Here is a 25,541-nt window from a genome sequence, read left to right on the forward strand (position 1 = left end):
TTGTTAAATTATGCAGCGAGTTCAAATATTTATGGTAGAACACAAGAGAACGCAGTTGGTGGCTTTATATTTGATGGGAAAGATGGCGTAAATATCCCTCTATTAGATGAAAAATATGGCAGCTTTACAGCGAGCTCTCAATCTGAGGGAACATTAGATATGACGACTATGAAAATAGATAAAACAATAAAAGGAAATGCTTCAAAAGCTGAATTAGTTCCTTCAAAAAATGCTGAAGGTAAGCAACTTGAAAAAGCAAATATAAAAAAAGCTTACTTAGTAACGGAGAGCTCATTGGACATGAATCAGGCCATTGCGAATCCTTCCATTCCATCAGCAGAAGCCGTAACCGAATTGCAAAATATGGGAAATCGTCCAATGACTTTAGTTGGACCATCTGGTGCAACCATGCAGTCAAATGGTTATCTACCTGAAAATTTTTCAGTTGCATATGATAAGTCCTATAAATCTACTAATGCTAGTATTGATACATCAACAGATAGTTTATCCTCTCAAAAACCAACCATTCTTTATACACTTGGTGCTTATAATTATAGATTAAGAGCTTCAACGATTACAGATGTAACAGATTTTGTGAAGCAGGAAGGTTATGGTGATTATTATGGTTATCATATTCCATCTAAACATGATAAAACCTATTTTGCTGATGTTGCCTCTGGTTGGAAGCTGATTATTGTAGAAGAAGATGCGACGATGCCTTATAGTCGTGTAGGAAATTTACAATTGGGGATGATTAATTCAAATAATGAGGTTATTGGTACGGGAAACCTCAATCTTGCGGTTAAGCTAGACGGTTATACAACACCTGTAACAGGAGATTTTAAAGGACAATTATTCTTTTCATCAGTTGGTTCTAATCCTCAAGGTGAACAATATTTGGTGAAATATGATCCAGATGATTCTGGTAAATTACCGAGCTTTTATTTAGAAACAAGAGATCGAGCAGGTGGCAATATTCATAGAGGGTACACTGGAACATCAAAAAGCTTTGGTCAAAATATCATTTCAATAGATGGTCAAAGAAGAACGGATATCAGTAGCTATCGAACCACACCAAAAGGAAATCAGCTTGAATCTCAATGGACGCTAGCAGATTATCTTGCACAGTCAAAAAATGCTCAGCTTTATACCGATGGAATGGATGTAGAATTACTAAATGTGACGAATAAACAGGGGAATATTGCGGCTAAGGATACCTTGCATAATGCTTATATAGCAAATGGTGCAAGTGGTATTAGCTTTAGTGTTACCCCATCTTTTACAGGAGATAACTTTATTACAGCCTTAGGAATTTTAACTGAAACAGAACTACCTGTTTTTAAATCTGCTATTATCCATGAACTGGTTGAAGTAACACCTGAAGATCCAACAATTTATACAACTGAGCAGGTGAAGATAACAGCTAGTGCTGAGAATGTAACCAGTAAAAATTCTAATGTCACTGCGATGACAGACACACAAGTTACAATGGCATTGGATAACAGTTTGATTCCTGACTGGTCTAAACTAACCTTAACCTTTAAAAAATATGCACCAAATGGGACTTTTATTGAGTATTCATTAAGTGATTTTAGCCAAGCGCCTACTTTAGAAAGTTTACAGACAAATAAAACCAGTAATACTTATTTTATTGATCTTGCTAACAAGACAATCACAATCAACTTTGGAACGGATGAAACGGTTTATGCCTCAGAGGAAGATAAGCTGGCCAATAAAGGGAAAATTGGTAAGCTCTATAATAATGTTGGAGACCATTTAGAAGTATCTGTCATTGCAAAAACAGATACTGTTGCAAAAGAAAATGTGACAAATACGGTTAAGGTGACAGGTGGCAATGCAATTACTAATAGTCATTTAATTGTGCCGATTCAGCCGCAAACCTATTCAAATAGTACAGATGCCTTTACAACCTATCGCAGAGATTTATTATTACATGTCAGACAGATTGTTGTGAATCCTCAGACAGATTTAGTGCAACCTACCTTTGGGTATGGTGCAGTAAATAGTCAAAAGGAGGATGGCTCAAATGTTTCTACTTATTCAGTGAAAATGAATTCTGGTACAAATCCATTGTCGCTGTTTGATGCTTATACGATTCGTTATCCAAAAGAAAATAAACGCATCCGCTATCAACAGACAATACCGGAATATTATCAAGTGATAGGTTATGTCGCAACACCATCAAATACACCTCATGCAGTTGAAAACGTTGTTCCTAGTGTGAATATTGATACAGAAGTGCAAGCTGAATCCTGGATTAGTGTTTATATCACACCTGTAACAGATGAAATCAAACCTTATAGTTGGGATTATTTGGAAAAACCGTTAGGAACGATTAAAAAATAATAAGTGATGGCGCATGTCTCTTGAATGCTTCATTTTTTTATGGCTTAGGTTTTATGATAGTAACGCACTCGCCCAATTGTCCACAGGTTGTCTTGTGGCTTCTTTTAATGGCTGATCAAAATCACGATAGCCTAAACGGTAATTTGCAATCAATTCATAATTTTCTGGGAAGCCTAATTTTTTTGCAAGTGGTGCATCTAAAATAAAGGGACTTGTTACCCAAAAGCCAACTATTTCTTTCTCCCAAGCCAAAAGGGAAAAGTTTTGAATTAAAGCAGAGGTAGCTTCAATCGCATCATAATGTTTCCGTTTGTTATCTGGACAAGTTTCACAAGAAAATAAAATCGTCGCAGGTGCTTGTAAAATTAAGCGTGTCATTTTTTTGGTCAAACGCTCCTTGGTTTCATGATCTATCAATAGTTGGTTGCGTTCATAGCAAGCCATCACTTGTTCAAATAACCATTCTTTTTCTTTTGAAGTGGTCACAATTTTTGCTAGCCAAGGTTCACTTTTTCCGTGAAAGGGCGCGTAACTGGCTTTTTCAAGTAACGCTTGAATCTCTTCAAAGGAAATAGGGGTGTCTAAACTGGTTTTTGATGTGCGGCGTTTGACAATTGCTTCAGAAATCGATTGTTGCATCCTTCAACAGCTCCTTTTTTAGTCAGTGAGAATGATTCTCAATGATAGTGTTATCATAACTGAATTTATTAGAAAGAGCAATGCTTTTAGCGTTAATTTTATTTGTGATAACGGGATTCTTGTGATATAATACAATCTGTATAGTTCTGTCTCTTTATAGATAATTAACAAAGTCGTACTGCTTTAGGTGCGACTTTTAAAACCTGTTTGATGAGATTGAACGGAAATACAGATGATGAGGTGAGTACAATGGCTAATTTAATACCCGAAGAACAAGTAAATGAGATTCGTCAATCGGTGAATATCATTGATGTCGTCAGCCAATATGTACAACTGAAGAAAAGTGGTCGAAATCATTTTGGCTTTTGCCCTTTTCACCAAGAAAGAACACCTTCGTTTTCTGTTGCTGAAGATAAACAAATTTTTCATTGCTTTAGCTGTGGAAGAGGCGGTAATGTTTTCAAATTTCTAATGGAAGTTGATGGGTTGAACTTTCCTGAATCAGTGATGAAGGTTGCTGAGATGTCGCATTTTCCTCTTGAGGGTGAATGGACTCAGTATGCACAAAACGAAGACACTGAGCAGGATACAAGTTATAAAAAACTGATTCAACTTCATGAAGAAACAGCAGATTTATTTCATCATATTTTATTAAATACAAAAGCAGGGGAAGATGCCCTGACTTATTTGGAAAATCGTGGTTTAACCAAAGAATTAATTGCAACATTTAAGATTGGTTTTGCACCAAGGGAAAGAAATGTGTTACATCAATTTGCAGTTGCAAAAGAATTTGAGCAAGATATTCTGTTGGAAAGTGGTTTATTTGTTCAAAGAGATAGTGGCGAACTGCTTGATCGTTTTTATGATCGGATTATGTTTCCTATTCGCAATCAGCAAGGAAAAACAGTCGCTTTTTCTGGACGGATTTTCAATCAAGAACAATATCCAGAAGCACCTAAGTATTTAAACAGTCCTGAAACGTCTATTTTTAATAAGCGAAAAGTATTATTTAATTTAGATTTAGCCAGGGCAAGCATTCGGCGTGAAAAAGAAGTCATTCTATTTGAAGGCTTTATGGATGTCATTGCTTCTTGGCAGGCGGGGGTTCAAAATGGTGTTGCTTCAATGGGAACCAGCTTGACGAATGAACAAATTCATATGCTCAGTCGCTTAACCAATAAGGTATTGATTTCCTATGATGGAGATAATGCTGGAATTGAAGCTACTAAACGAGCGATTGATATTTTAGGAACCAATCCAAAATTTGAGCTCTCCATTGTGAGCTTACCTGATGGCTTAGATCCAGATGATTTTATCAAAAAACTAGGTGTAGATGCCTATAAAGAGCTATTAGCTCATGGTCGAGATACCTTATTCTCATTTAAAATGCGCTACTTTAGAAAAGGCAAGCAATTGCAAAATGAAAGTGAACGTATTGCTTATATTGAAACAATTTTACAGGAACTACTGACCTTAAGCTCAGCTGTTGAAAGAGATGTTTATTTAAAACAATTGGCGATTGAATTTGATATTAGCGTGGATACATTAAAAGAGCAATATCAAAGCTTGTTAGCAAATGCGAAAAAGCAAGCGCGAACGGAGCAGCATAAGCAAGCACCGCCCGTTGGAGAGAATCGACAACAGTTTCAGCCACAGCAAGGAATTGTTGAGCGAGGTAGTCGAAAGCTAACGGATGTCGATAAAGCACAACGTCAATTACTTAAACGATTGATTGAGCATCAAGAAGCACTGATTCTATTAAGAAGTCATTTTCCTGATTTTGCGTTTGCCCATGAATCCTATCAATTATTATTTGTTTTGTTTGAAGCGTTTGTAGCAGAGCATGATATGTATTCAATGAGTAGCTTTCTAGATTATGTGAAAGATTCCCATCTCCAAAACTTGCTAGCAGAAATTGCGATGATTGAGCTAAGTGAAGAGTTGGAAGAACAAGAAATTATTGATTATGCCGATGTGATTGTAAACCGTTATTCGATTAGAACGTCCATTCAAGAAAAGAGACGTGCCTTAAATGAGGCGACCAGAATTGGTGATAAAGAAACGGCTAGAAGTTTGATGATTGAAGTGGTCAATTTGTCACGACAATTAAAAGAAAAGACCCAGTAATAAAAGATAGATAGTGAGTAGTAAAGATTTTGAAGGGGGCAATTTTTAATGGCTAAAGAAGAAAAAAATGCAAATGAATTGAACGTAACACTGGAGGATGCAACAGCTACTTTAATTAAGGAACACAAAGGGAAAGCATCGATTAATTATGATGATTTAACAAACAAAATTGCAACTCCTTATGAATTAAATGCAGAGCAAATGGATGATTTAATTCAACAATTTGAAGATGCTGGTGTCAGTGTTGTAGGTGAAGATGGCGGCCCAACGGATCAACAAATGGTCATTAAAGAAAAATTCAATAAAAATGATAATTTGGATGACTTAAGTGCACCTGCTGGGGTTAAAATTAATGATCCTGTTCGGATGTATTTGAAAGAAATTGGCCGTGTTCAATTGTTAACTGCTGCAGAAGAAGTAGAACTTGCTTTACGCATTAAAGAGGGCGAGCAAGAGGCGAAGCAACGTTTAGCTGAGGCTAACTTACGTTTAGTTGTAAGTATTGCGAAGCGCTATGTTGGTCGTGGAATGCAATTCTTAGATTTAATCCAAGAAGGTAACATGGGCTTAATGAAAGCTGTTGAAAAATTTGACCATGAAAAAGGTTTTAAATTCTCAACTTATGCGACTTGGTGGATTCGTCAAGCGATTACCCGCGCGATTGCTGACCAAGCAAGAACCATTCGTATTCCAGTGCATATGGTGGAAACCATTAATAAATTGATTCGTATCCAACGTCAATTATTACAAGACTTAGGAAGAGAACCAACACCAGAAGAAATTGGTGCTGAAATGGACTTGCCTACTGAAAAGGTTCGTGAAATTTTAAAAATTGCACAAGAACCTGTCTCATTAGAAACCCCAATTGGTGAAGAAGATGATTCTCATTTAGGAGATTTCATTGAAGACCAAGAAGCAACCAGTCCTGCAGAGCATGCGGCTTATGAATTATTAAAAGAACAGTTAGAAGATGTCTTAGATACCTTAACGGATAGAGAAGAAAATGTGTTACGCTTACGTTTTGGTTTAGATGACGGCCGCACGAGAACACTTGAAGAAGTAGGTAAAGTATTTGGTGTTACCCGTGAACGGATTCGTCAAATTGAAGCCAAAGCTTTACGCAAATTACGTCATCCTTCTCGTTCTAAACAATTAAAAGATTTCTTAGAATAAAAGAGGAGGCTGAGACAAAAGGCGTTTAGGTTCGAGCAATTGGAGCAAAAGACGAACAATACGCTTTTTGTATTGATCGTCTTTTGTGAAATTGCCGAAGAACCTGCCTTTTGGCCACCGTTTACGGAGGCAAATTATGCTTTTTTAGAAGTAATTAAGGGGGTGGGATAAAACTTTTTAGTTTTGTCCCAATCCCTTTTTTCTATGGAAAATGTTAAACTAAGAGTGAAAGAAGGGAAGTAGATGAAAAAAGTATGGATGGTTATAGCAATTTTAATGACAGGGATTATTGCAATTGGTTGTAGCAATAAAAAAGAGGATAAAAGTAAAGCTGACTCAAACCTTGCTTCATCAAAAGCCTCAGAGCATTCTGAACAAGAGCCAGCAACAACAAAAGTTAACTATACAGCAATTGTTAAGGCTGACCGAGCTGTTGGCGAGAGTCGTCTATGGGTAGAGGAATTAACCCCAATTGATGAAGGTTCAGAGGAGCAAGCAAGTATGTCTGGAGAAGTGATTTTATTGATTACAGATGAGGAAATTATTTCTTATGAAGATCCAGCTGCTGAGACGATTCAAGCTGGTCAAAAAATTGAAGTTTGGTTATCAAAATTTCCAATGGCAACAAGATCATTGCCGCCACAAATTGCTGGCAAAGATGTGTTAGCTATTCGTGTCTTAAACGCTGAATAATGCTTTCGTTTTATTGGAGGCATTCGAAAAAAGTGAAAAATGAAAGTTACCTAAAACAAAATGGTTTTAGGTAACTTTTTTATTTTTGTAATGAACATTTAAAACGTATGCTGTTCATTTATATAAGTAGGATATTTACAACTTAGAACTGTGAGAACTATTTTGTAGCTTCTATCTTATCTATCAACTGATTAGTGTTTATAAAACTGGCTTAGATGCAGGAAGATTAATGGCATCCATGATGCCAGGTGTCGCCTCTACTACCTGAGGAATTAAGTTCACACCAGGAGCACCACTAGAAGCATAGGGTTCATTTTCAGGAATCATCCCTTTAATAGCAATATCAAGCACAATATCTCCTTCAATATGATAGCTATCGGACATGGCAGGGGTCTTTTGAATATCATCACAGACCTTATGAATAAAGTGGAAGGCTGTTACCTCTTCTCCATCTTTTAAACACTGCATAGAGAATTTATGGGCACTAATAGTACCAGGCATTACTTGACCACAAGGGGGATTTAATGCTGTATCAGCAGTATAAATTTCATGTGATTCTCGATACTCGTTGTATTCAATACCTGCATAGTCAGCGATGACTTTAGCAGTAGAACCATAATAAGAGGTGATAATTTCCTGAAGAAACTGGCCATTAAAATCTTTTGGTTCAAGACCATAGCCAAAGACCTTAACCCAAGGAGAGGTATTAAAAGCATCATCTTGTCCACCATTTACAATAATTTTCTTAAGACCACCTGTCATGCTAGAAAATACTAGTGGAAGATAAGGGTTAAAAAGTCCTGGGAAAATTCCTTGCTGAGTGAATGTCACACCATTTTCTATGGCACAAGATTGAATCATATCGTATAATTTTGGTGCAACTTTATGTAGATGATACATTGGAAGTGTGGTGAGAACATTCTTCTTGGCCTTTAAAGCACGACAGATATTTTCTACATTTGGCGTGTAGCCTGTTGGTCGTGAATTTCCTTGATCACGCATATTAGGAAGATAATCTAGTACAATATCTGCTTCCATTTTCAAAGCAGCATCAATATCGTCTGATACTTCAATCCCTATTTTTTCAAAACCAAAAATTTCTCCTACATCTTTCCCTACTTTGGTAGGGTCTGTATCAACAACAGCAACTAATTTAAGTGACTGAGCCTGAGAAATCATTTTTGTCACATAACGGCCCACATTACCAAGACCCCAAATAATTATTTTATATTCTTTCATTTACAATACCATCCTTTCTAGATTTAGTAGTATTATATGCTGAAAACCACTTTGAGTAAATAGATGATTCATATGAAGGAGCGATTAAATGAAAAAATCTTTTATATAGAAGGAAAATCAAAGGATTTAACAGCTATACAAAATTTTTAGCAGCCTTTTTTAGATGAAGGATTTTTTATTTCTAAACACAAGCAAATCAATCTATTGTATAATAAAGAGGTAGATGAAAGGAATGAACAATCATTATGGATGAAAAAAATTTGTCAGCACGATTAACAGCTGCAGCAGCTTATATTCCTAAGCAAGCAAGATTAGCAGATATTGGCTCAGATCATGCTTATTTACCAACTGCTTTAATGTTAGAAGATCAAATTTCTTATGCAGTTGCTGGAGAGGTTGTAGAAGGGCCTTTTGAAGCTGCTAAAAAACAAGTCAATAAACTAAAATTAAACGATACGATTCAAGTGAGACTGGCAAATGGTTTAGATGCTATTTTACCGGAGGATCAGATTGATTGTATTGCCATTTGTGGCATGGGTGGTACATTAATTTCTGAAATATTAGATAAAGGCTTTCAAAAAAGACAGTTAACTGGAAAAGAGCGTTTGGTCTTACAGCCAAATGTTGGAGAGCAAACTTTGAGAAAATGGTTGGCAGCTCATGAATATACAATAGTAGATGAAGCCATTGTAAAAGAAGATGGGAAAATTTATGAGTTAATCATTGCTGAAAAACAAGAAACAGTGCCTCATTATACAGAAAAAGAATTAAAATTTGGTATCTTGTTAAGTAAAGAAAAAGGGCCGATTTTTAAAGAAAAGTGGCAAAAAGAATTAGAAAAAGTTGAAGCTATTTTAGCTAGTTTAGCGCAATCTCAATCAAATCAAGAAGTAAAACAGGCACAAATGATGGACGAAATAGCGCTGATTAAGGAGATGCTATAAGATGAGCAAAATTAACGGAAAGACATTAATTGAGCATTTTGAGCAATTTGCACCACCCTATTTAGCGGAGTCAGGGGATCCAATTGGTTTACAAATAGGAACGTTAAATAAGCCCATTCATAAAGTCATGGTAAGCTTGGATGTTCGACAAGAAACCGTTCAAGAAGCGATTGCACAGCAAATTGATTTAATTATTGTGCACCATCCGCCTATTTTTGTAAAGCCAGCAAATTTAGTGATAGATGATCCTCAAAAAAAATTATATGCGGATTTAATTAAACATGATATTGCAGTTTATGCGGCGCATACGAATCTAGATGTAACGACAAATGGAATGAATGATTGGCTAGGACAAGCCATAGGACTAACGAACACAATTGTGATGTCTGAAACGAAGAAAATTGGCTATAAGAAGCTGGCTGTCTTTGTGCCAAGTAATGATGCTGAAAAAATGCGTCAAGCTTTAGCTGAGGCTGGAGCAGGAAGTATTGGCCCACATTATAAAAATTGCAGCTACACACTAACAGGTACGGGACGTTTTACACCGGTTACAGGAGCAATGCCAACAATCGGTAGCATCAATCAAGCAGAAGCTGTCTCAGAAGCAAAGGTTGAAGTGATTTTCCCTGAAACCTTAACAACGCAAGTTGAGCATGCCATGTTTGCAGCGCATCCTTATGAAGAACCAGCTTATGATTTATATACGATTGAAAATTTTTATGATAGCTATGGACTAGGACGTGTTGGTGATTTAGCCGAACCAATTAAAGTAAAGGACTTTGCACAGCAATTAAAAGCTGTCTTTAAGATTGATGGATTACGCGTAGTGAGTTCTGATTTGGAAAAATTAGTACAGCGTGTTGCCATTTGTGGTGGTGCTGCTGGTAAATACTATCCTGATGCCATGCATAAAAAAGCTGATGTGTATATTACTGGAGATGTTGATTTCCATACAGCCCAATATATGTTAGCTGATGGCTTGACGGTCATTGATCCAGGGCATCATATTGAAGCAATCTGTACACCAAAATTAAATGAACTCTTAACGAATTGGGCAGTAGAAAATCAGTGGGAGCTTGAAGTCATTGCCTCTCAATTGAATACAGATCCATTTAAATTTATGTAGTGGGGGATTTGATGATAAAAGTTACGATTCAAAAGAAATATGCACCAATTTATACAGCTAAAAAAGGACAGCTATCATTGATAGATGTTCCAGCATTTACAATGATGGAGCTCCCTTGCGCTGGTAATCAAGCTGGAACCGTTTTTGAAGCTAAAAAGCTAAATGCCCTTTATGATGTTGCAAAAGGAATTCGTCTCTTTATGCAACAACATTATGAGCAAGACTATCTTGTTTTTCCAATCTCATGTGAAAAAGGAACAGCAGTTGATTTACAAAGCTTATTTGAAGAAAAAACGGAAGTCCAATGGAAACTAAGAATGCTATTGCCAGAGGAATTAACAAGTGAGGACTTTCAATCATTAAAAGACCAAGTTCAGGATAAGGTGAAAAATAGAGAAATTGAAGCCATTGATTTTGTAACGATTGCACCTCATCAAGTCATTCAAGGACTCTATCATCAAGGGAATGAAGCCGAGGAAGAAGCCTTAGCAGATGCCATGAAACAATTTGCAGCACATGAACAACTACAAGTAGAAGCAGCGCAGTCAATCATTTATCTTGAAGACCTACGAAAATTAAAAGAAAACGCTGAGGTTTTAATGAGAATACCATTAAAAAATAGTTTTTAATTTGGTAGAAAATGAGGTATGATAGGACTATTAGAGAGGGGTTTTGACCAATGTATGAAAATTTAGTACCAAGATTTATTCGTTATGTAAAAACAGAAACACGTTCTGATGAAAGCAGTACTACAGTTCCTTCAACACCAACACAAACAGCTTTTGCTAAGGTGTTAGCAGAGGAATTAAAAGAAATTGGGTTAGAAAATATTACCATTGATGATGCTTGTTTTGTGATGGGAACTTTACCAAGCAATACAGATAAAAAAGTACCAGCAGTGGGCTTTATTGCACATATGGATACAGCTGATTATGAAGCTGTTGGTGTGAATCCTCAAGTTGTAGAAAATTATGATGGAAAAGATATTGTCTTAAATGAAGCTTTAAATGTGGTCATGTCACCAAATGAATTTCCTAATTTAAAGGATTATCAAGGACAAACTTTAATTACAACAGATGGTAGCACTTTATTAGGTGCAGATGATAAGGCTGGGATTGCTGAAATTATGTCAGCGATTGAGTATTTAGCACAGCATCCTGAAATCAAGCATGGTGATGTCAAAGTTGCTTTTGGTCCAGATGAAGAAATCGGCAGAGGTGCGGATTTATTTGATGTGAAAGCTTTTGGTGCGGATTATGCTTATACAATGGACGGTAGCCGTCTTGGTGAACTGGAATACGAAAGCTTTAATGCTGCGCAAGCGCGAATTGCGATTAAAGGGGTAAGTGTTCACCCTGGAACAGCTAAAGATAAAATGATCAATGCAAGTAAGCTAGCAATGGAATTTGATGCACTTTTACCTGCTGATGAGGTTCCTGAAAAAACAGAAGGTTATGAAGGCTTTTTCTTATTGCATGATATGAAGGCAACCATTGAAGATGCTGAGCTTGTTTATATTATTCGTGATCATGATCGCGAAAAATTCAATGCGCGTAAAGCTTTAATTGAGAAAATTACTGCACAATTGAATGAAAAATATGGAGTTGAGCGCTTTACTTTGACCATGAAAGATCAATATTATAATATGCGTGAAATCATTGAAAAAGATATGAGTGTGGTTGAGATTGCAAAAGATGCGATGACAAATCTGGGCATTAAACCAATTATTGGGGCAATTCGTGGTGGGACTGATGGTTCTAAAATTTCATTTATGGGCTTACCTACACCGAATATTTTTACTGGTGGTGAAAACTTCCACGGTAAATTTGAATTTATTTCAGTGGAAAATATGCAACATGCTACAGATGTCATTGTTGAAATTATCAAGTTAAATGAGGCGCGTGGTTAGTGAAGTTTGAACCAGTTTTAGGTTATCTTCTTTTGATTAATTTATTGTTATTTTTGATGATGGGATTAGATAAATGGAAGGCTGTTCATCATAAATGGCGGATTCCTGAAAAAATTTTATTAGGCTTGGGTATACTTGGTGGTGGAATAGGTGGCTGGCTTGGCTTATTATTATTCAATCATAAGAGTTCAAAATGGTATTTTAAGCTGATTTATTTTTTAGGTTTACTAGTTTTTTTTGCGGCATTCTATTATTCTAATGAGCTAAACCAGTTTTTTTATGTGTAGCTATTAAGCATTTTATTTAGACAAGAGTCTGAATAAAATGCTTTTTTTATTTGCTAAAAGAGGCTGGGATTGTAGCCATTTTTTTTCGTTGCTTAGTTTGGTCTTTTTTTTTATTGCAAAATTAGTTTGACAATTTATTGATTATGGCTTACCATTTAAAATAATTAAGGCATACCTAAAAATGCTTTATGAAGGAGTGAGGAAAAATGATAGAAGTCAAAAATTTAACTGTAGCCTATCAAGGAAAAGAGGCTTTATCAAATATTCATTTAACTGTAAGAAAGGGTGCAATCACAGGCATCATTGGACCAAATGGTGCTGGAAAATCGACTTTATTAAAAGGGATGATTGGTTTGGTTCCCAAAAATAAAGGAGAAACAACCTTTGAAGAAAAGGAGATTGCCAGTGTTAGAAAAAATATTGCGTATGTTGAGCAACGAAATGAGATTGATTTATCCTTTCCCATTAAAGTTGAAGATGTGGTTTTGCTTGGTACTTTTCCAAAATTAGGTTTATTTAGAAGACCTAAAGCTGCTGAGCGCCAAAAGGTCATCGAAAGTTTAAAAAAAGTGAAGATGGAGGACTTTGCTAAACGTCAAATTGGTGAACTGTCTGGTGGGCAGCTACAACGAGTTTTTATTGCACGAGCATTAATTCAAGAAGCAGATATTATTTTATTAGATGAGCCTTTTGTTGGAATTGATATGAAAAGTGAGCAAGTGATTATTGATTTGCTTAAAGAGTTAAAAATGCAAGGAAAGACTATTTTAATTGTGCATCATGATTTAAGCAAAGTGACAGATTATTTTGATGATGTCATTATTCTAAATCGTTACTTAGTTGGTTGTGGTCCTTTAGATTCCACTTTTACAACAGAAAATATTCAATTAGCTTATGGTGAGACGATGGGCAATGTGTTAATTAAAGGAGTGAATAGCCAATGATTGGTCATTTTATTGAGGGATTACAAAACTATCAATTTCTACAAAATGCGTTAATTACCTCAGTGGTGGTAGGAATTGTATCTGGTGTCATTGGGAGTTTTATTATTTTAAGAGGGATGTCTTTAATGGGAGATGCGATTTCTCATGCAGTCTTACCAGGGGTGGCATTCTCCTATATTCTTGGGATTAATTATTTTATAGGTGCTTCTGTTTTTGGAATTGGCGCTGCATTATCAATCGGTTTTGTAACGCGAAAAAGCCGTTTGAAAAGTGATACAGCAATTGGGATTGTTTTTAGCTCCTTTTTCTCATTAGGGATTATTGCGATATCCTTTGCAAAAAGTTCAACAGATTTATATCATATTCTTTTCGGAAATGTTTTAGCCGTTCGAAGTAGTGATATGATGATTACCATTATTGTGGCAATTATTGTGATATTGTTTGTTGTCTTATTCTATAAAGAATTATTGGTAAGTTCTTTTGATCCGATTATGTCGGAAGCTTATGGTTTGAATGTGGGCGCAATCCATTATTTGTTAATGTTGTTATTAACTTTTGTGGCAGTTTCAGCAATGCAAACAGTAGGAACGATTTTAGTTGTAGCACTATTGATTACACCTGCGGCAACCGCTTATTTATTAACAAATAAATTGTCTGTGATGATTGTGTTATCTGCTGCTATTGGCACATTAAGTTCGGTGATTGGCTTATTCTTTAGCTATTCCTACAACTGGGCTTCAGGTGCTACGATTGTACTAACCGCGGCAGTATTTTTTATCCTAGCATTTATTTTTTCACCAAAACAATCAATCTTATTTAAGAAAAGGGGTATGACAAATGAAGAAATTTAGTTTAATGATGGTTTTAATGGCGGGGCTGTTTGCTGTTTCCGCTTGTAGTAATGGAGAAAAGACAACGACAGATGAAGCAGATAAAAAACTTCAAGTTGTTGCAACCAATTCAATTATTGGCGATATGGTCGAAAATATTGCAGGCGATTTAGTCGACTTGCATAATATTGTACCTGTGGGAACAGATCCTCATGAGTATGAGCCATTACCTGAAGATATTGAAAAAGCAACAACTGCACAAGTTGTCTTTTATAATGGCTTAAATTTAGAAACAGGTGGAAATGGCTGGTTTAGTAAGCTAATGGAAACTTCTAATAAAGAAGAAGGCAAAGATTACTTTTCAGTTAGTCAAGGTGTAACACCACTTTATTTAACTTCAACAGGGCAAGAAAGTGAACAGGATCCACATGCTTGGTTAGATATTGAAAATGGCATTCAATATGTCAAAAATATAACCACTGTTTTAGCTGACAAAGATGAAAAAAATCGTGAAACTTACGAAAAAAATGCAGACGCTTATATTGAAAAATTATCCAAATTAGATGCATCTGCAAAAGAAAAATTTAAGGATATTCCTAAAGAGAAAAAATTACTTGTAACAAGTGAAGGCGCATTTAAATATTTTTCTAAAGCATATGATTTAGATGCTGCTTATATTTGGGAAATCAATACTGAAAATCAAGGGACACCGAGTCAAATGAGTGCAATTGTTGATAAGGTTAGAACAAGTAAAGTACCCGTTCTATTCGTTGAAACAAGTGTTGATAAACGAAGTATGGAAAGTGTTGCTAAAGAAACAAATCTACCAATTTACGAAGAAATTTTTACAGATTCAATAGGTAAAAAGGGAGAAAATGGAGATAGTTACTATAACATGATGGAATGGAACTTAACACAAATTTATGATGGTTTATCAAAATAAAGCGTGAACTTAATCATTTCTTAAAGGGAACTTTATAAAAACGAATAAATGATAGGTTATACTTTTTTTAACAGAAAAATAAAGGAGTATGACACTTCATGAAAAAGTTTGTTTTATATGGTTTACTAGTGGTTTTTATTCCAGTGCTGATAGTCAGTGTTATCCATTATCAGGATGCGACTAAGTATCCTGCTGTGAGAACGGCCATTAGTCGAAATGAGGCAACAACATTACAAGATGATGAAACCTATTTTATTGTGACACCAACGAGTAAGTGGACAACTGCAACAGGGTGGATGCTGAAATATCAAAATGACACTGGAGAAGAGATTTATATTAAGGGGAAAGCACCACAAAATGAATTAAGTGATGTTTTATATGATTCCTCAAATGAGTTTTTAGTAAAAGGTGAATTGATTAGTGGTGTAAGTGAAAAAAATGGGGTAGCGTTTATCCAAGCTGAGTCTTGGGAGATTATTTATCCAGTGAGAAGAAATTATGATCTTCCTAATGCACCAGCCAAAACACGATTCTTTTATCCAAAAGGCTATATTGATGAGTTTGATGTAGAGAATCAGGATTATGGAATTAGAAAAGCAAGATAATCTAAAAGTCCGAAAAATGTATCCCAACATTTTTCGGACTTTTTATTATCTTTTCCCTGCACGTAAGTCTTCTAAACGACGGGCACGATTCTTTGTAATATCTTTGATTCTAGGTCTTGGTAAGATATCTTCTGCTTTAGCAGATGAATGTAAGTGCCAAGTTGTTTCATCTTGTTCATCATATTGTGAAAGGAAAACAATGACTTCGCGTACAATTTGGGTTGGGGTAGAAGCCCCAGCAGTTACAGCAATTTTTTTCACACCTTTTAACCAGTTTAAATCCAACTCAGTAATGGTACCAATACGATGGGCAGGTACTTTCGCAATTTCTTGAGAAACTTGTGCTAAGCGATTACTATTGTTGCTTCTTGGATCACCAATCACAAGGGTCAAATCACAGTCTGCTGCTTGTTCAGCAACGGCTTCTTGTCGCACTTGGGTTGCAAGACAAATATCTTTATGCAATTCAACTGTTGGGTATTTTTTTTGAATTTCTGCCATTAAATCTCCAACATCCCATTGGCTCATGGTGGTTTGGTTGGTCACAAAGATTTTTTCTTGTTGAATATTTAAGTGTGCAATATCTTCTAAATTGGCAATAAGATGGACTTTATCAGGAGCAACGCCAACAGCACCTTCAGGCTCTGGATGGCCTTTTTTACCAATATAGATCACTTCATAGCCAGCAGCTACTTTTTTTTCAATTAATTCATGAGTAATGGTTACATCAGGGCAAGTCGCATCAATGGTGACAAGTCCTTTTTGTTTTGCTAATGCCCTCACTTGAGGTGCAATCCCATGAGCTGTAAAAATCACGGTTCCAGTATCTACCTGATCTAATATTTCAAGACGATTTTCGCCGTCTAATGTTTGGATTCCGACTGCTTCAAAAGCATCTGTAATATGTTGATTATGCACAATCATCCCTAAAATATAAATTGGACGTGGTAAGGATTCATCTAATGAAGCATTTCGTGCGATAACCATTGCATCAACAACACCGTAGCAATAGCCACGAGGTGTAATATTGACAATTTCCATGGGTGATACCTCCTAAAAGTTTCTTGCTTTATTATTATACCGTGGTAGAAATAAAAAGCAATGCCACAGTCCTATAAGAATTTGTTAAAATGGTTGCATATTGTCTTTCTGAAAAAATACGAGTAAAATAGCTAGTGAGAGATGCTAGCAAGAGTGAATTGTTAGCTAAGAAAGATGAAATGAGGGATTTTAGATGTCTTGGTTGTATTTAATATTAGGGGGCTTTTTAGAAATTGGCTGGTCTTATTACTTAAATGAGTCGCAGGGTTTTACAAAATTATTTCCAAGTGTCATGGCGATTGTTTTAATTGCGTTTAGTTTTATGCTACTTGAAAAGGCGATGAAGGAATTGGGGATTGGTGTTTCATATGCCGTTTTTACTGGAATTGGAACAGCAGGTATTGCTTTAATTGGAATGGTCTTTTTAGGCGAAAGTATTAGTATTGGCAAAATTTTCTTTTTAAGCTTGCTTTTAGTTGGAATGGTAGGCTTAAAAATGAGCGAGACTGGGAAAGAAGGTTCTGAACAATGATGTGGCTTGTCTTATTAGCAGCAGGTTTATGTGAGGTTGGCTTTGTGACTTTTTTACAAAAATCTGATGGCTTTAAAAATAAAAAATATGTGCTCCTATCGATTTTGATTATGGGGCTGAGTATTTACTTGTTATCTGTTGCAACAACTGAAATTCAAATGGGCATTGCTTATGGCGTTTGGACAGGGATTGGTGCAGTCAGCAGTGTTTTAGTCGGCATGTTTTTCTTTGGTGAAAGTAAGTCTATGAAAAAACTCTTTTTTGTCACATTAATTATTATTAGTGTAGTTGGTTTAAAATTAACAGGTAGTTAATAATTTAGAGGATTGTTGACATGCTTCTTGTTATGCTTCTTAGGATTGTCATGCTTCTTGTTATGCTTCTTGTCATGCTTCTTAGGATTTTAATCCTTAGAAACATGATACAGATCAAACGCAGTTTGACTCTGAACCTTATAAAGTTGTTGTGATCGAAGCGTAGCGTAGTAGGAACCAATAAGCTTTACTGCAGTGATTCTTGACAATTGTAGACAGAACCTGCTTTTTAGAAGTAATTTAAGGATATGGGATAAAACTTTTCAGTTTTGTCCCATATCCATCTTTTTTCTTGACTTAAATAGTTACTGCTTTTTTAAGCTCTTAAGTGATAAGAAGCATTGAAGGAAACTTAGAGCTAAAGAGAGAAAATGTGTTAAAATAAGAAAGAGAATTTAAAAGGGGTGAGTTCATGTCGTTGCAATTTATGTTAGGAAAAGCAAGTGAGGATAAACGCCAATCTTTTGTTGATGACATTGATCAACTACTAAAAAAGGAAAGTGATGCTACTATCTTTTATCTTGTTCCTGACCATGTAAAGTTTCAGATGGAGATGGATATCTTAAATCGTTTACAAGATAAACAAGAGGGCGCAGACAGTATTGCTATGATGCAAGTCCAAGTTTTTAGTTTTACAAGATTAGCTTGGTACTTTTTACAGGATACCGCTACTTTTACACAGCCACAATTAACAAGAGCAGGTTTAGCTATGCTCGTACGAAAATTACTAGTCACTTATGAGCAAGACCTTAGTATTTACCGAGGAGAGGTTAAAAAAGCAGGATTCGTTGAGCAATTAACCAATTTATTAATTGAATTACGAGCAGGAACACTCACAAAGGAAGATATTCCCTACCTGATTTCACAGCTAGGTGATACCCCAAAAGAGCAAGATTTTAAATTGAAAATGCAAGATATTCAGTGTATTTATCATGCCTTTGAAACGGCCTTATTAGGGAAATATATTGAACAAGAGGATGTTTTAAAAGCGTTGATTCAGCGTTTAGAAACCTTAGATTTATCCCATACATCTATTTATGTTGAAGGCTTCTATCGCTTTAATGCCCAAGAAAGAGATGTGTTAATGGCTTTACTCAAAGGAAGTCAAAAGTTAACCATTGCCTTAAATTTAGATAAGGGCTATCCAACCGAAAAACCAGCACTTCATGAATTGTTTCAAGCACCTGGAGAAGTTTATTATCAGTTATATCAGGGCGCACGAAGTCTCGGGGTTCCTGTTTTAAAGGATCGTTATTGTGTGGCAAAGGAAACAACTAAAAATGAGATTCAATTATTAGAAGATTTTTGGATTGAAAGCTCTGATGTGTTAAATTTGAAGCAGTTGCAGCAATATCATTTACCTGGAAATCAGCAGAATATCCAAATTTGGTCTGCACAAAATAAGCGAGCTGAGGTTAGTCATGTTGCAAGGGAAATCCGTAAACTAGTTGCAAGCGGTCACTATCGCTTTAAAGATATCTTAGTGTTAACAAGAGATTTGGGAGAATATGAGAATTTATTCCAGCCTATTTTTACAGAGCATGAAATTGCCTTCTTTGATGATGCAAAAGAAAAAATGAGTAGCCATCCATTAGTAGAATGCTTACAATCAATCATTGCCATTGCTAAAAAGAATTGGCGCTATCCTGATATTATGAGACTGCTTCGCACAGAATTATTGGTACCACAGCAGGAAGAAATTGCTGAACTAACGGATCGTTCATTAAAAGTAACAAGGATGACACAGCTAATGAATCAATTTAGATCCAAAATAGATGTTACTGAAAATGTAATATTAGCTTATGGCTATGAAGGCTTTTATTGGACACAAGATAAACCGTGGATGTATACCAAATTTTCACATATGGACGCAGATAGACAATCCGATGAAGATAAAGCAATTGAAGCAGAAGCCAATGAAATCAAAAATTTTATGGTAGATGCATTGCTACCTTTGTTTAAAAAATGGGAACAAGCGAAAACAACAAAAGAAGCCTTACAAGATTTGTATCTTTTCTTAGAAACTAGTGGTATTAAAAATCAATTAGCCTTTTGGCGTGACCAAGGGATTGAAAAGAATGATTTAGAGGTCGCAAAACAGCATGAGCAAGTCTGGCAATCCTTTGTGCAATTATTAGATGAATATGTGGAAATTTTAGGAGAAGAGCCTTTTTCATTAGATGAATTTAGAGATATTCTAACAGCTGGCTTTGAGGAAATGACATATGGAATGGTACCACCAAGTATTGATCAGGTGATTCTTTCAAATATGGAAGTGGCTCGGATTGGTCAAGCGAAAGTAACCTTTATTTTAGGCTTAACAGAAGGAAGTTTACCTGCTAAGGTTGAAAATAAAAGTATCCTGACCAATGAAGATCGTGCCTATTTTTCACAAGTTTTTCAAGAAGAAAAATATTTAAAGCCTAGTGTTGAACAACGAGTGGCAACAGAGCCTTATATGGCTTACTTAGCTTTTACTTCTTCTTCAGAAAAATTAATTTTAAGCTATCCAGCAAGTGATGATTCAAAGGATGCCCCAATGATGTCTTCTTACTTAACAAGAATTCAAAAAGGGTTAGATTTACCCTTAATAGAAAAATTAGAAACAGCCATTGAACAAGCTGAACAGGATCTTATTTCTTTTATTTCCAGTAAAAGAAGTACGTTAACACAGCTGATTTTAGCCTTTCGAGGTCAACTTGATCAAGGCACCGCAATGAACCAGACATGGTTGAGTATTTATAATCAATTATTGGCAGATCAAGACATCAAACCAATTTTAAGCACTCTGATTCAAGGAATGTCACACCAAAATATTGCAGTTCCATTAACTTCAGACGTTGTCACTGAGTTATATGGTGCGACTTTATATACCTCTGTTTCTAGAATGGAAAATTTTTATGCGTGTCACTTTAAACATTTTGCGAATGACGGCTTAAAATTAGCTGAACGTCAAGTGTTCGATTTATCTCCTGCAAGTACAGGAGAATTATTCCATGATGCATTAGATAGATTATTTAAGCAGATTCAGTTTCAAGGATTGGAATGGCAACGGCTATCACCTCAACAATTACAACAGCTCACAAATGAAGTGCTCGTAATGCTTTATGGAGAAAAGAAATTTGCGATTTTAAACCATTCTAATAGAATGAAATACATTCAATATCAATTAAGTCAAACCATTCAAAGGATGGCATGGGTTTTATCTGAACAAGGAAAAATCAGTGGGATGAATCCAGTTGCAACAGAAGTTTTATTTGGTCAAATCGCAGGTGAAAAAGGTGTGCCTGGTTTGACTCTTTCATTAAAGCATGACAGTCAGCTACATGTTCGTGGGAAAATTGACCGTGTGGATCAAATGACAGTGGATGGAAAAAATTATTTGAGTATTGTAGATTATAAATCAAGTGCACATAAATTTGATTACCGTGATGCTTATTATGGATTAGCGATGCAAATGCTCACCTATTTAGATACAGCTGTAATGAATGCTGAAAAAATTATAGGCACAACTGCTCAAGGGGCTGGGGCCTTTTATCTTCATATAAAAAACCCATTATTAAATGGAAAAGAGCTAAAAGAGGAGACACCACAGTCAGAGCAGTTGTTAAAAGAATTTAAGTTAGATGGCATTTTATTGCAAGATGAAGCGATGGTCAGACAATTAGATCCTCAGCTGGAGCCCAAGACTTCTTCACTGGTTTATCCTGTTGCAGAAACATTAAAAACAGGCTTAAAATCTTCGCAATTTGTTGCAGAAAATGAATTAGATGCTTTGCTACAGCACAATCGACAATTATTTCAAGAGGCAGGGAATAAAATCCTAGATGGAGAGACAACCATTAATCCTTATTATAAAGATAAAACCTCTAGAGCCTGCAGTCATTGTCCATTCCGCTCAGTTTGTCAATTTGATGTGATGTTAAAAGAAAACCAATATCACCGTTTAGAAAGATTAAAGCGGGATGATGTCTTAGCTAAAATCACAAAAGAAGGAGGCGAAAAAAATGATGAACTTACCGATTAAACCAGAAAATAGTCGTTGGACAGATGGTCAATGGCAAGCTATTTATGAAGCAGGTCATCCAATTTTGGTTTCTGCCTCTGCTGGTTCGGGAAAAACAACCGTACTTGTTCAACGTGTCATCGAGAAAATTAAAGCAGGAGACAATGTCGATGAACTGCTCATTGTGACCTATACTGAAGCAGCTGCAAAGGAAATGAAGTTAAGAATTCAAACAGCCATCCAACAAGCAATTACAAGTGAAGGCGAAGCAGAAATGAAACGCCATCTCGTAAAGCAGGTCAGCTTACTTGCCAATGCCAATATTAGTACGCTGCATGCCTTTTGTTTACAAGTGATTCGCCGCTATTACTATTTAATTGAAATGGATCCAGTTTTTCGTTTATTAACAGATGAAACAGAAATGCTATTGCTAAAAGAAGATGTCTGGCAGGATGTTCGTGAAAATTTATATGGAGCAGAAAATCCTGCTTTTTATCAATTAACAGCTAGCTTTTCTGGTGATAGAAGCGATGAAGGTTTAACCAAACTGATTTTTTCATTATATGATTTTGCACGCGCCAATCCAGACCCAACAGAATGGCTCACTCATTTAAGTGATTTCTACAATATTTCTGAGGATACCTTGATTGGTGACACACGCTTATATCAAGAATTGTTACGACCACAGCTCCAAATGAATCTTGAAGCCATGCTTGAAAAAGCGAAAGAGGCAATGGTTTTATCGGAGCAGGATGAAGCCTTAGCCAAGCAAAAAGTCATCATTGCAAATGAATATGCACAATTACAAGGGATGCTTGAAGCCATTCTAGCCAATCAATTTGACCAGGTTACTGAACAAGTGCAGCAAATGAGCTTTGAACGTTATCCAACCGTTAAAAAGGACACAGATGAAGCCATTAAAGAAGTAAATACGATGATTAAAAGTTATCGGGATGCGTATAAAAAAAGCTTAGAAAAGATGAAAGAACAATACTTCTATACAGCGCCAGCAAAAATGAAAGCGATGATGAATCAAGTGGTTCCATTAATTCATGAGATGGCACAAGTTACCTTACAGTTTTCCGAAGCTTATTGGAAAGAAAAGCAGGAACGAGGGGTTCTTGATTTTAATGATTTAGAGCATTTAACGCTTCAAATTTTAGCCATAAAAGAGGCGAATACTTGGTCACCTACAGAAGCTTCACTCCATTATCGCGCAAAATTTAAAGAAGTTTTGGTCGATGAATACCAGGATATTAACCAATTACAAGAAAATATTGTCAAATGGTTGGCAGCAGATGAGCAAACGGAAGCCGGCAATCTTTTCATGGTAGGGGATGTTAAACAATCAATCTACTCCTTTAGATTAGCTGATCCAAGCTTGTTTCTTGGCAAGTATGAAAGATATGAGCATCATGATGGTGGAGAGCGGATTGTGTTAGCTGAAAACTTCCGTTCAAGAGGAGAAGTCTTATTTTTTACAAACTTAATTTTTGAACAGCTAATGGATACAAGTGTCGGACAAATGGTGTATGAAGATGCAGCAAAATTAATTGATGGCTTTCCTCATTTTCCACAAAGTGACAGGCATCAACCAGAGCTTTTAATCTATGAAACAGGTATGGATGAGAAATACCTTAGTGAAGAGCAAGAGGTTGAAGGTCTTGAGTGGGATATGCAAGTAGATGATAAGACTGATGGTGAGCTGCGGATGGTGGCCTTAAAAATCAAAGAACTCATCACACAGCAGTTTCCTATTTATGATAAAAAAACAGGTCAAACTAGACCTATTCGTTACCAAGATATTGTTTTATTAACACCAACTAAAAAAAATAATCTTGTCTTATTAGATCGTTTTAAACAAATGGAGATTCCATTACAAATCAATGATACACAAAATTATTTTCAAACAACTGAAATTAAAATCATGATGGCATTGCTTCAAATTATTGATAACCCATTTCAAGATATCCCTTTAGCAGCTGTTTTACGTTCGCCAATTGTTGGGTTAGATGAAAATGAAATGGCCTTTATTCGGATTAGCAAAAAAACAGGCAACTATTACCAAGCCTTATTGTATTTCTATGAGAACTATCAAGGAGAAGCCTTAGCTGGTGAATATGCAACAACAGTTTATCAAAAAATTCACTTATTTATGCAAAGGTTATCCCATTGGCGAGAAACTGCAAGAAGAAAAAAAATTGTCGACTTGATTTGGACGATTTATCAAGAAACAGGATTTTTAGATTATGTTGGCGGTATGAGCGCAGGCAAACAGCGTCAAGCTAATTTACATGCCTTATATGACCGCGCAAGCAGCTATGAAAAAACCAGTTTTAGAGGACTTTTTCAATTTGTTCGTTTCATTGAAAAAATGCAAGAAAAAAATAAAGATTTAGCAGAACCCCAATCCCTTGCAGCAGATGAAGATGCAGTCAGAGTGATGACGATTCATGCTAGCAAAGGACTAGAGTTTCCAGTCGTATTCATTTTAGATATGACCAAAGGCTTTAATTTAACAGATGTAAGAGAACGTTATGTTTTTGATGATAAATATGGTGTTGGGCTACCCTATATCGATTTAATCAATCGTTTAACGTATCCTACACTTGTTGAAACGGCCTTAAAAACGATGAAAAAGAATAAATTACTTTCAGAAGAAATGCGAAAACTGTATGTCGCCTTAACTAGAGCTGAAGAAAAATTATTTATTGTTGGTTCTTATAAAAATGCAGAAGCAGCATGGAAAGAATGGTCAGAGCAACAATATCATGAACAGCTTGTTTTACCAGGAGAAGCGAGATTATCTGCTAAGCATATGATGAAGTGGATAGGCATGACCTTGATACGTCATCCGCAGATAGATTCATTTGCACCTGAAGGCTTTACCCAATTACCTGCTTTAAAAAATCATCCAGCTCAATTTTCTATTTCTTTTTATGATACAGAGGCACTAAAAGATTCGTTTGTGACTGCTCAGCCACAGGTACTAGACTTGGAGTGGCTAAAGCAAGTCCAATCCTTAAAGCCGATTGCGATAAAGGAAGAACAGCAGTCGCTCTCAATGGCTGAAGTGACGCGCTTAATGAACTATCAATATACGCATCAAAATGCGACGAGAACCACAAGTTATCAATCTGTTTCAGAAATTAAACGTTTATTTGAAGAGCCAGAAGATACGCGAATGGTTAAAATTGATATCAATGAACCGAGAAATCAAAATCGTTATGTACAAGATACCTTGAATCGACCAAAATTTTTACAAGAAGTTTTACCCCCAACAGGAGCTGAAATTGGTAGTGCAACTCATTTAGTGATGCAAGAAATGGATTTAACACAAGCAATTTCTGTTACTTCTGTTCAAGCCCAAATTGCACAATTGGTGTCCAAAAATATTCTCTTAGAAAATGTTGCAAAACAAATTGATCCTCAGCAAATTGTGGCTTTTTTCCAAACAGAACTTGGTCAATTACTTTGTAAATACCCAACAGCTGTCAAACGTGAAATGCCTTTTTCATTATTAATGGGCGCAGGTGAAATTTTCACAGATATTGGAGAGGATGGGACAGATAAGATTTTAGTCCATGGGATTATTGATGGTTATCTAGCCTTAGAAGATGAGCTCATTCTGTTTGATTTTAAAACTGATTATGTGCCACAAGGAAATGAAGAGGCCAAACAAAAAATTGTGCAAAAATATAAAGGTCAATTACATCTCTATCAACGTGCTCTTTCACAAGCCTTGGATCGGGAAGTGACAGCGAGTTATCTTTATTTATTTGCTTTAAACGAAACAATCTTGATTGAATAATCAATAAAAAT

At 35.9% G+C, this 25,541-nt stretch carries 20 protein-coding genes; 17 read left to right on the forward strand and 3 right to left on the reverse strand.

Annotated elements, in window-relative coordinates; genetic code table 11:
• Complete coding sequence (locus tag BMW29_RS03630; RefSeq protein WP_092650439.1) at positions 1–2,367, forward strand: hypothetical protein; 2,367 nt, start codon at positions 1–3, stop codon at positions 2,365–2,367.
• A gap of 51 nt (positions 2,368–2,418) precedes the next feature.
• On the opposite strand, the gene BMW29_RS03635 is transcribed toward BMW29_RS03630, so the two are convergent.
• The gene (locus BMW29_RS03635; protein WP_092650441.1) at positions 2,419–3,006 is read right to left on the reverse strand and encodes a nitroreductase family protein; all 588 of its coding nucleotides are present in this window, start codon (positions 3,004–3,006) and stop codon (positions 2,419–2,421) included.
• 249 nt (positions 3,007–3,255) lie between these two features.
• Between BMW29_RS03635 and dnaG the strand changes: the two genes are divergently transcribed.
• From dnaG to BMW29_RS03650, 3 genes are all read left to right on the forward strand, one after another.
• Complete coding sequence (gene dnaG, locus BMW29_RS03640; protein ID WP_092650443.1) at positions 3,256–5,133, forward strand: DNA primase; 1,878 nt, start codon at positions 3,256–3,258, stop codon at positions 5,131–5,133.
• Positions 5,134–5,181: 48 nt separating this feature from the next.
• Positions 5,182–6,306: an RNA polymerase sigma factor RpoD gene (gene rpoD / locus BMW29_RS03645; protein WP_092650445.1), complete on the forward strand. Its 1,125-nt coding sequence runs from the start codon at positions 5,182–5,184 to the stop codon at positions 6,304–6,306.
• A 243-nt stretch (positions 6,307–6,549) separates the two neighbouring features.
• On the forward strand, positions 6,550–6,999 hold the full coding sequence (locus BMW29_RS03650; protein WP_092650447.1) for a hypothetical protein: 450 nt from the start codon (positions 6,550–6,552) through the stop codon (positions 6,997–6,999).
• A gap of 198 nt (positions 7,000–7,197) precedes the next feature.
• Here BMW29_RS03650 and BMW29_RS03655 read toward each other — a convergent pair whose 3' ends face one another.
• Positions 7,198–8,238, reverse strand: coding sequence for a hypothetical protein (locus BMW29_RS03655; protein ID WP_092650449.1), 1,041 nt, complete (start codon positions 8,236–8,238; stop codon positions 7,198–7,200).
• Between the two features lie 245 nt (positions 8,239–8,483).
• Between BMW29_RS03655 and BMW29_RS03660 the strand changes: the two genes are divergently transcribed.
• From BMW29_RS03660 to BMW29_RS03700, 9 genes are all read left to right on the forward strand, one after another.
• The gene (locus BMW29_RS03660) at positions 8,484–9,182 is read left to right on the forward strand and encodes a tRNA (adenine(22)-N(1))-methyltransferase (RefSeq protein ID WP_092650451.1); all 699 of its coding nucleotides are present in this window, start codon (positions 8,484–8,486) and stop codon (positions 9,180–9,182) included.
• A gap of 1 nt (position 9,183) precedes the next feature.
• Positions 9,184–10,308: a Nif3-like dinuclear metal center hexameric protein gene (locus BMW29_RS03665; protein ID WP_092650453.1), complete on the forward strand. Its 1,125-nt coding sequence runs from the start codon at positions 9,184–9,186 to the stop codon at positions 10,306–10,308.
• Between the two features lie 11 nt (positions 10,309–10,319).
• Positions 10,320–10,937 (forward strand): hypothetical protein, encoded by a 618-nt coding sequence (locus BMW29_RS03670; protein WP_092650455.1) that lies wholly within the window; start codon positions 10,320–10,322, stop codon positions 10,935–10,937.
• 50 nt (positions 10,938–10,987) lie between these two features.
• Positions 10,988–12,217 carry a peptidase T gene (gene pepT, locus BMW29_RS03675; RefSeq protein ID WP_092650457.1) on the forward strand — a complete coding sequence of 410 codons (1,230 nt, stop codon included), beginning with the start codon at positions 10,988–10,990 and terminating at the stop codon, positions 12,215–12,217.
• On the forward strand, positions 12,217–12,504 hold the full coding sequence (locus tag BMW29_RS03680; protein WP_281241490.1) for a DUF1294 domain-containing protein: 288 nt from the start codon (positions 12,217–12,219) through the stop codon (positions 12,502–12,504). Before pepT ends, BMW29_RS03680 begins: the two co-directional genes overlap by 1 nt.
• A gap of 206 nt (positions 12,505–12,710) precedes the next feature.
• Positions 12,711–13,448 (forward strand): metal ABC transporter ATP-binding protein, encoded by a 738-nt coding sequence (locus BMW29_RS03685; RefSeq protein WP_092650459.1) that lies wholly within the window; start codon positions 12,711–12,713, stop codon positions 13,446–13,448.
• A complete protein-coding gene (locus tag BMW29_RS03690; RefSeq protein WP_092650461.1) occupies positions 13,445–14,299 on the forward strand; it encodes a metal ABC transporter permease in 855 nt (284 codons plus the stop codon). The genes BMW29_RS03685 and BMW29_RS03690 overlap by 4 nt, the downstream gene beginning before the upstream one ends.
• A complete protein-coding gene (efaA, locus tag BMW29_RS03695; RefSeq protein WP_092650462.1) occupies positions 14,286–15,221 on the forward strand; it encodes an Mn/Fe ABC transporter substrate-binding lipoprotein EfaA in 936 nt (311 codons plus the stop codon). Before BMW29_RS03690 ends, efaA begins: the two co-directional genes overlap by 14 nt.
• Before the next feature lie 98 nt (positions 15,222–15,319).
• Positions 15,320–15,826 (forward strand): hypothetical protein, encoded by a 507-nt coding sequence (locus BMW29_RS03700; protein WP_092650464.1) that lies wholly within the window; start codon positions 15,320–15,322, stop codon positions 15,824–15,826.
• A 45-nt stretch (positions 15,827–15,871) separates the two neighbouring features.
• Here BMW29_RS03700 and BMW29_RS03705 read toward each other — a convergent pair whose 3' ends face one another.
• Complete coding sequence (locus tag BMW29_RS03705; protein ID WP_092650466.1) at positions 15,872–16,867, reverse strand: 4-hydroxy-3-methylbut-2-enyl diphosphate reductase; 996 nt, start codon at positions 16,865–16,867, stop codon at positions 15,872–15,874.
• A 193-nt stretch (positions 16,868–17,060) separates the two neighbouring features.
• Here BMW29_RS03705 and BMW29_RS03710 point away from each other — a divergent pair, with 193 nt between their 5' ends.
• From BMW29_RS03710 to addA, 4 genes are all read left to right on the forward strand, one after another.
• On the forward strand, positions 17,061–17,399 hold the full coding sequence (locus BMW29_RS03710) for a DMT family transporter (RefSeq protein ID WP_092650468.1): 339 nt from the start codon (positions 17,061–17,063) through the stop codon (positions 17,397–17,399).
• Positions 17,396–17,713: a DMT family transporter gene (locus tag BMW29_RS03715; protein ID WP_092650470.1), complete on the forward strand. Its 318-nt coding sequence runs from the start codon at positions 17,396–17,398 to the stop codon at positions 17,711–17,713. Before BMW29_RS03710 ends, BMW29_RS03715 begins: the two co-directional genes overlap by 4 nt.
• Positions 17,714–18,125: 412 nt before the next feature.
• Positions 18,126–21,740 (forward strand): helicase-exonuclease AddAB subunit AddB, encoded by a 3,615-nt coding sequence (addB, locus tag BMW29_RS03720; RefSeq protein ID WP_092650472.1) that lies wholly within the window; start codon positions 18,126–18,128, stop codon positions 21,738–21,740.
• Entirely contained in the window at positions 21,721–25,530 is a 3,810-nt protein-coding gene (gene addA, locus BMW29_RS03725; RefSeq protein WP_092650474.1) for a helicase-exonuclease AddAB subunit AddA, read from the forward strand. Before addB ends, addA begins: the two co-directional genes overlap by 20 nt.
• The last annotated feature ends 11 nt before the right edge of the window (positions 25,531–25,541 follow it).

It is taken from the genome of Isobaculum melis (genome assembly GCF_900111355.1).
Lineage (GTDB): Bacteria > Bacillota > Bacilli > Lactobacillales > Carnobacteriaceae > Isobaculum > Isobaculum melis.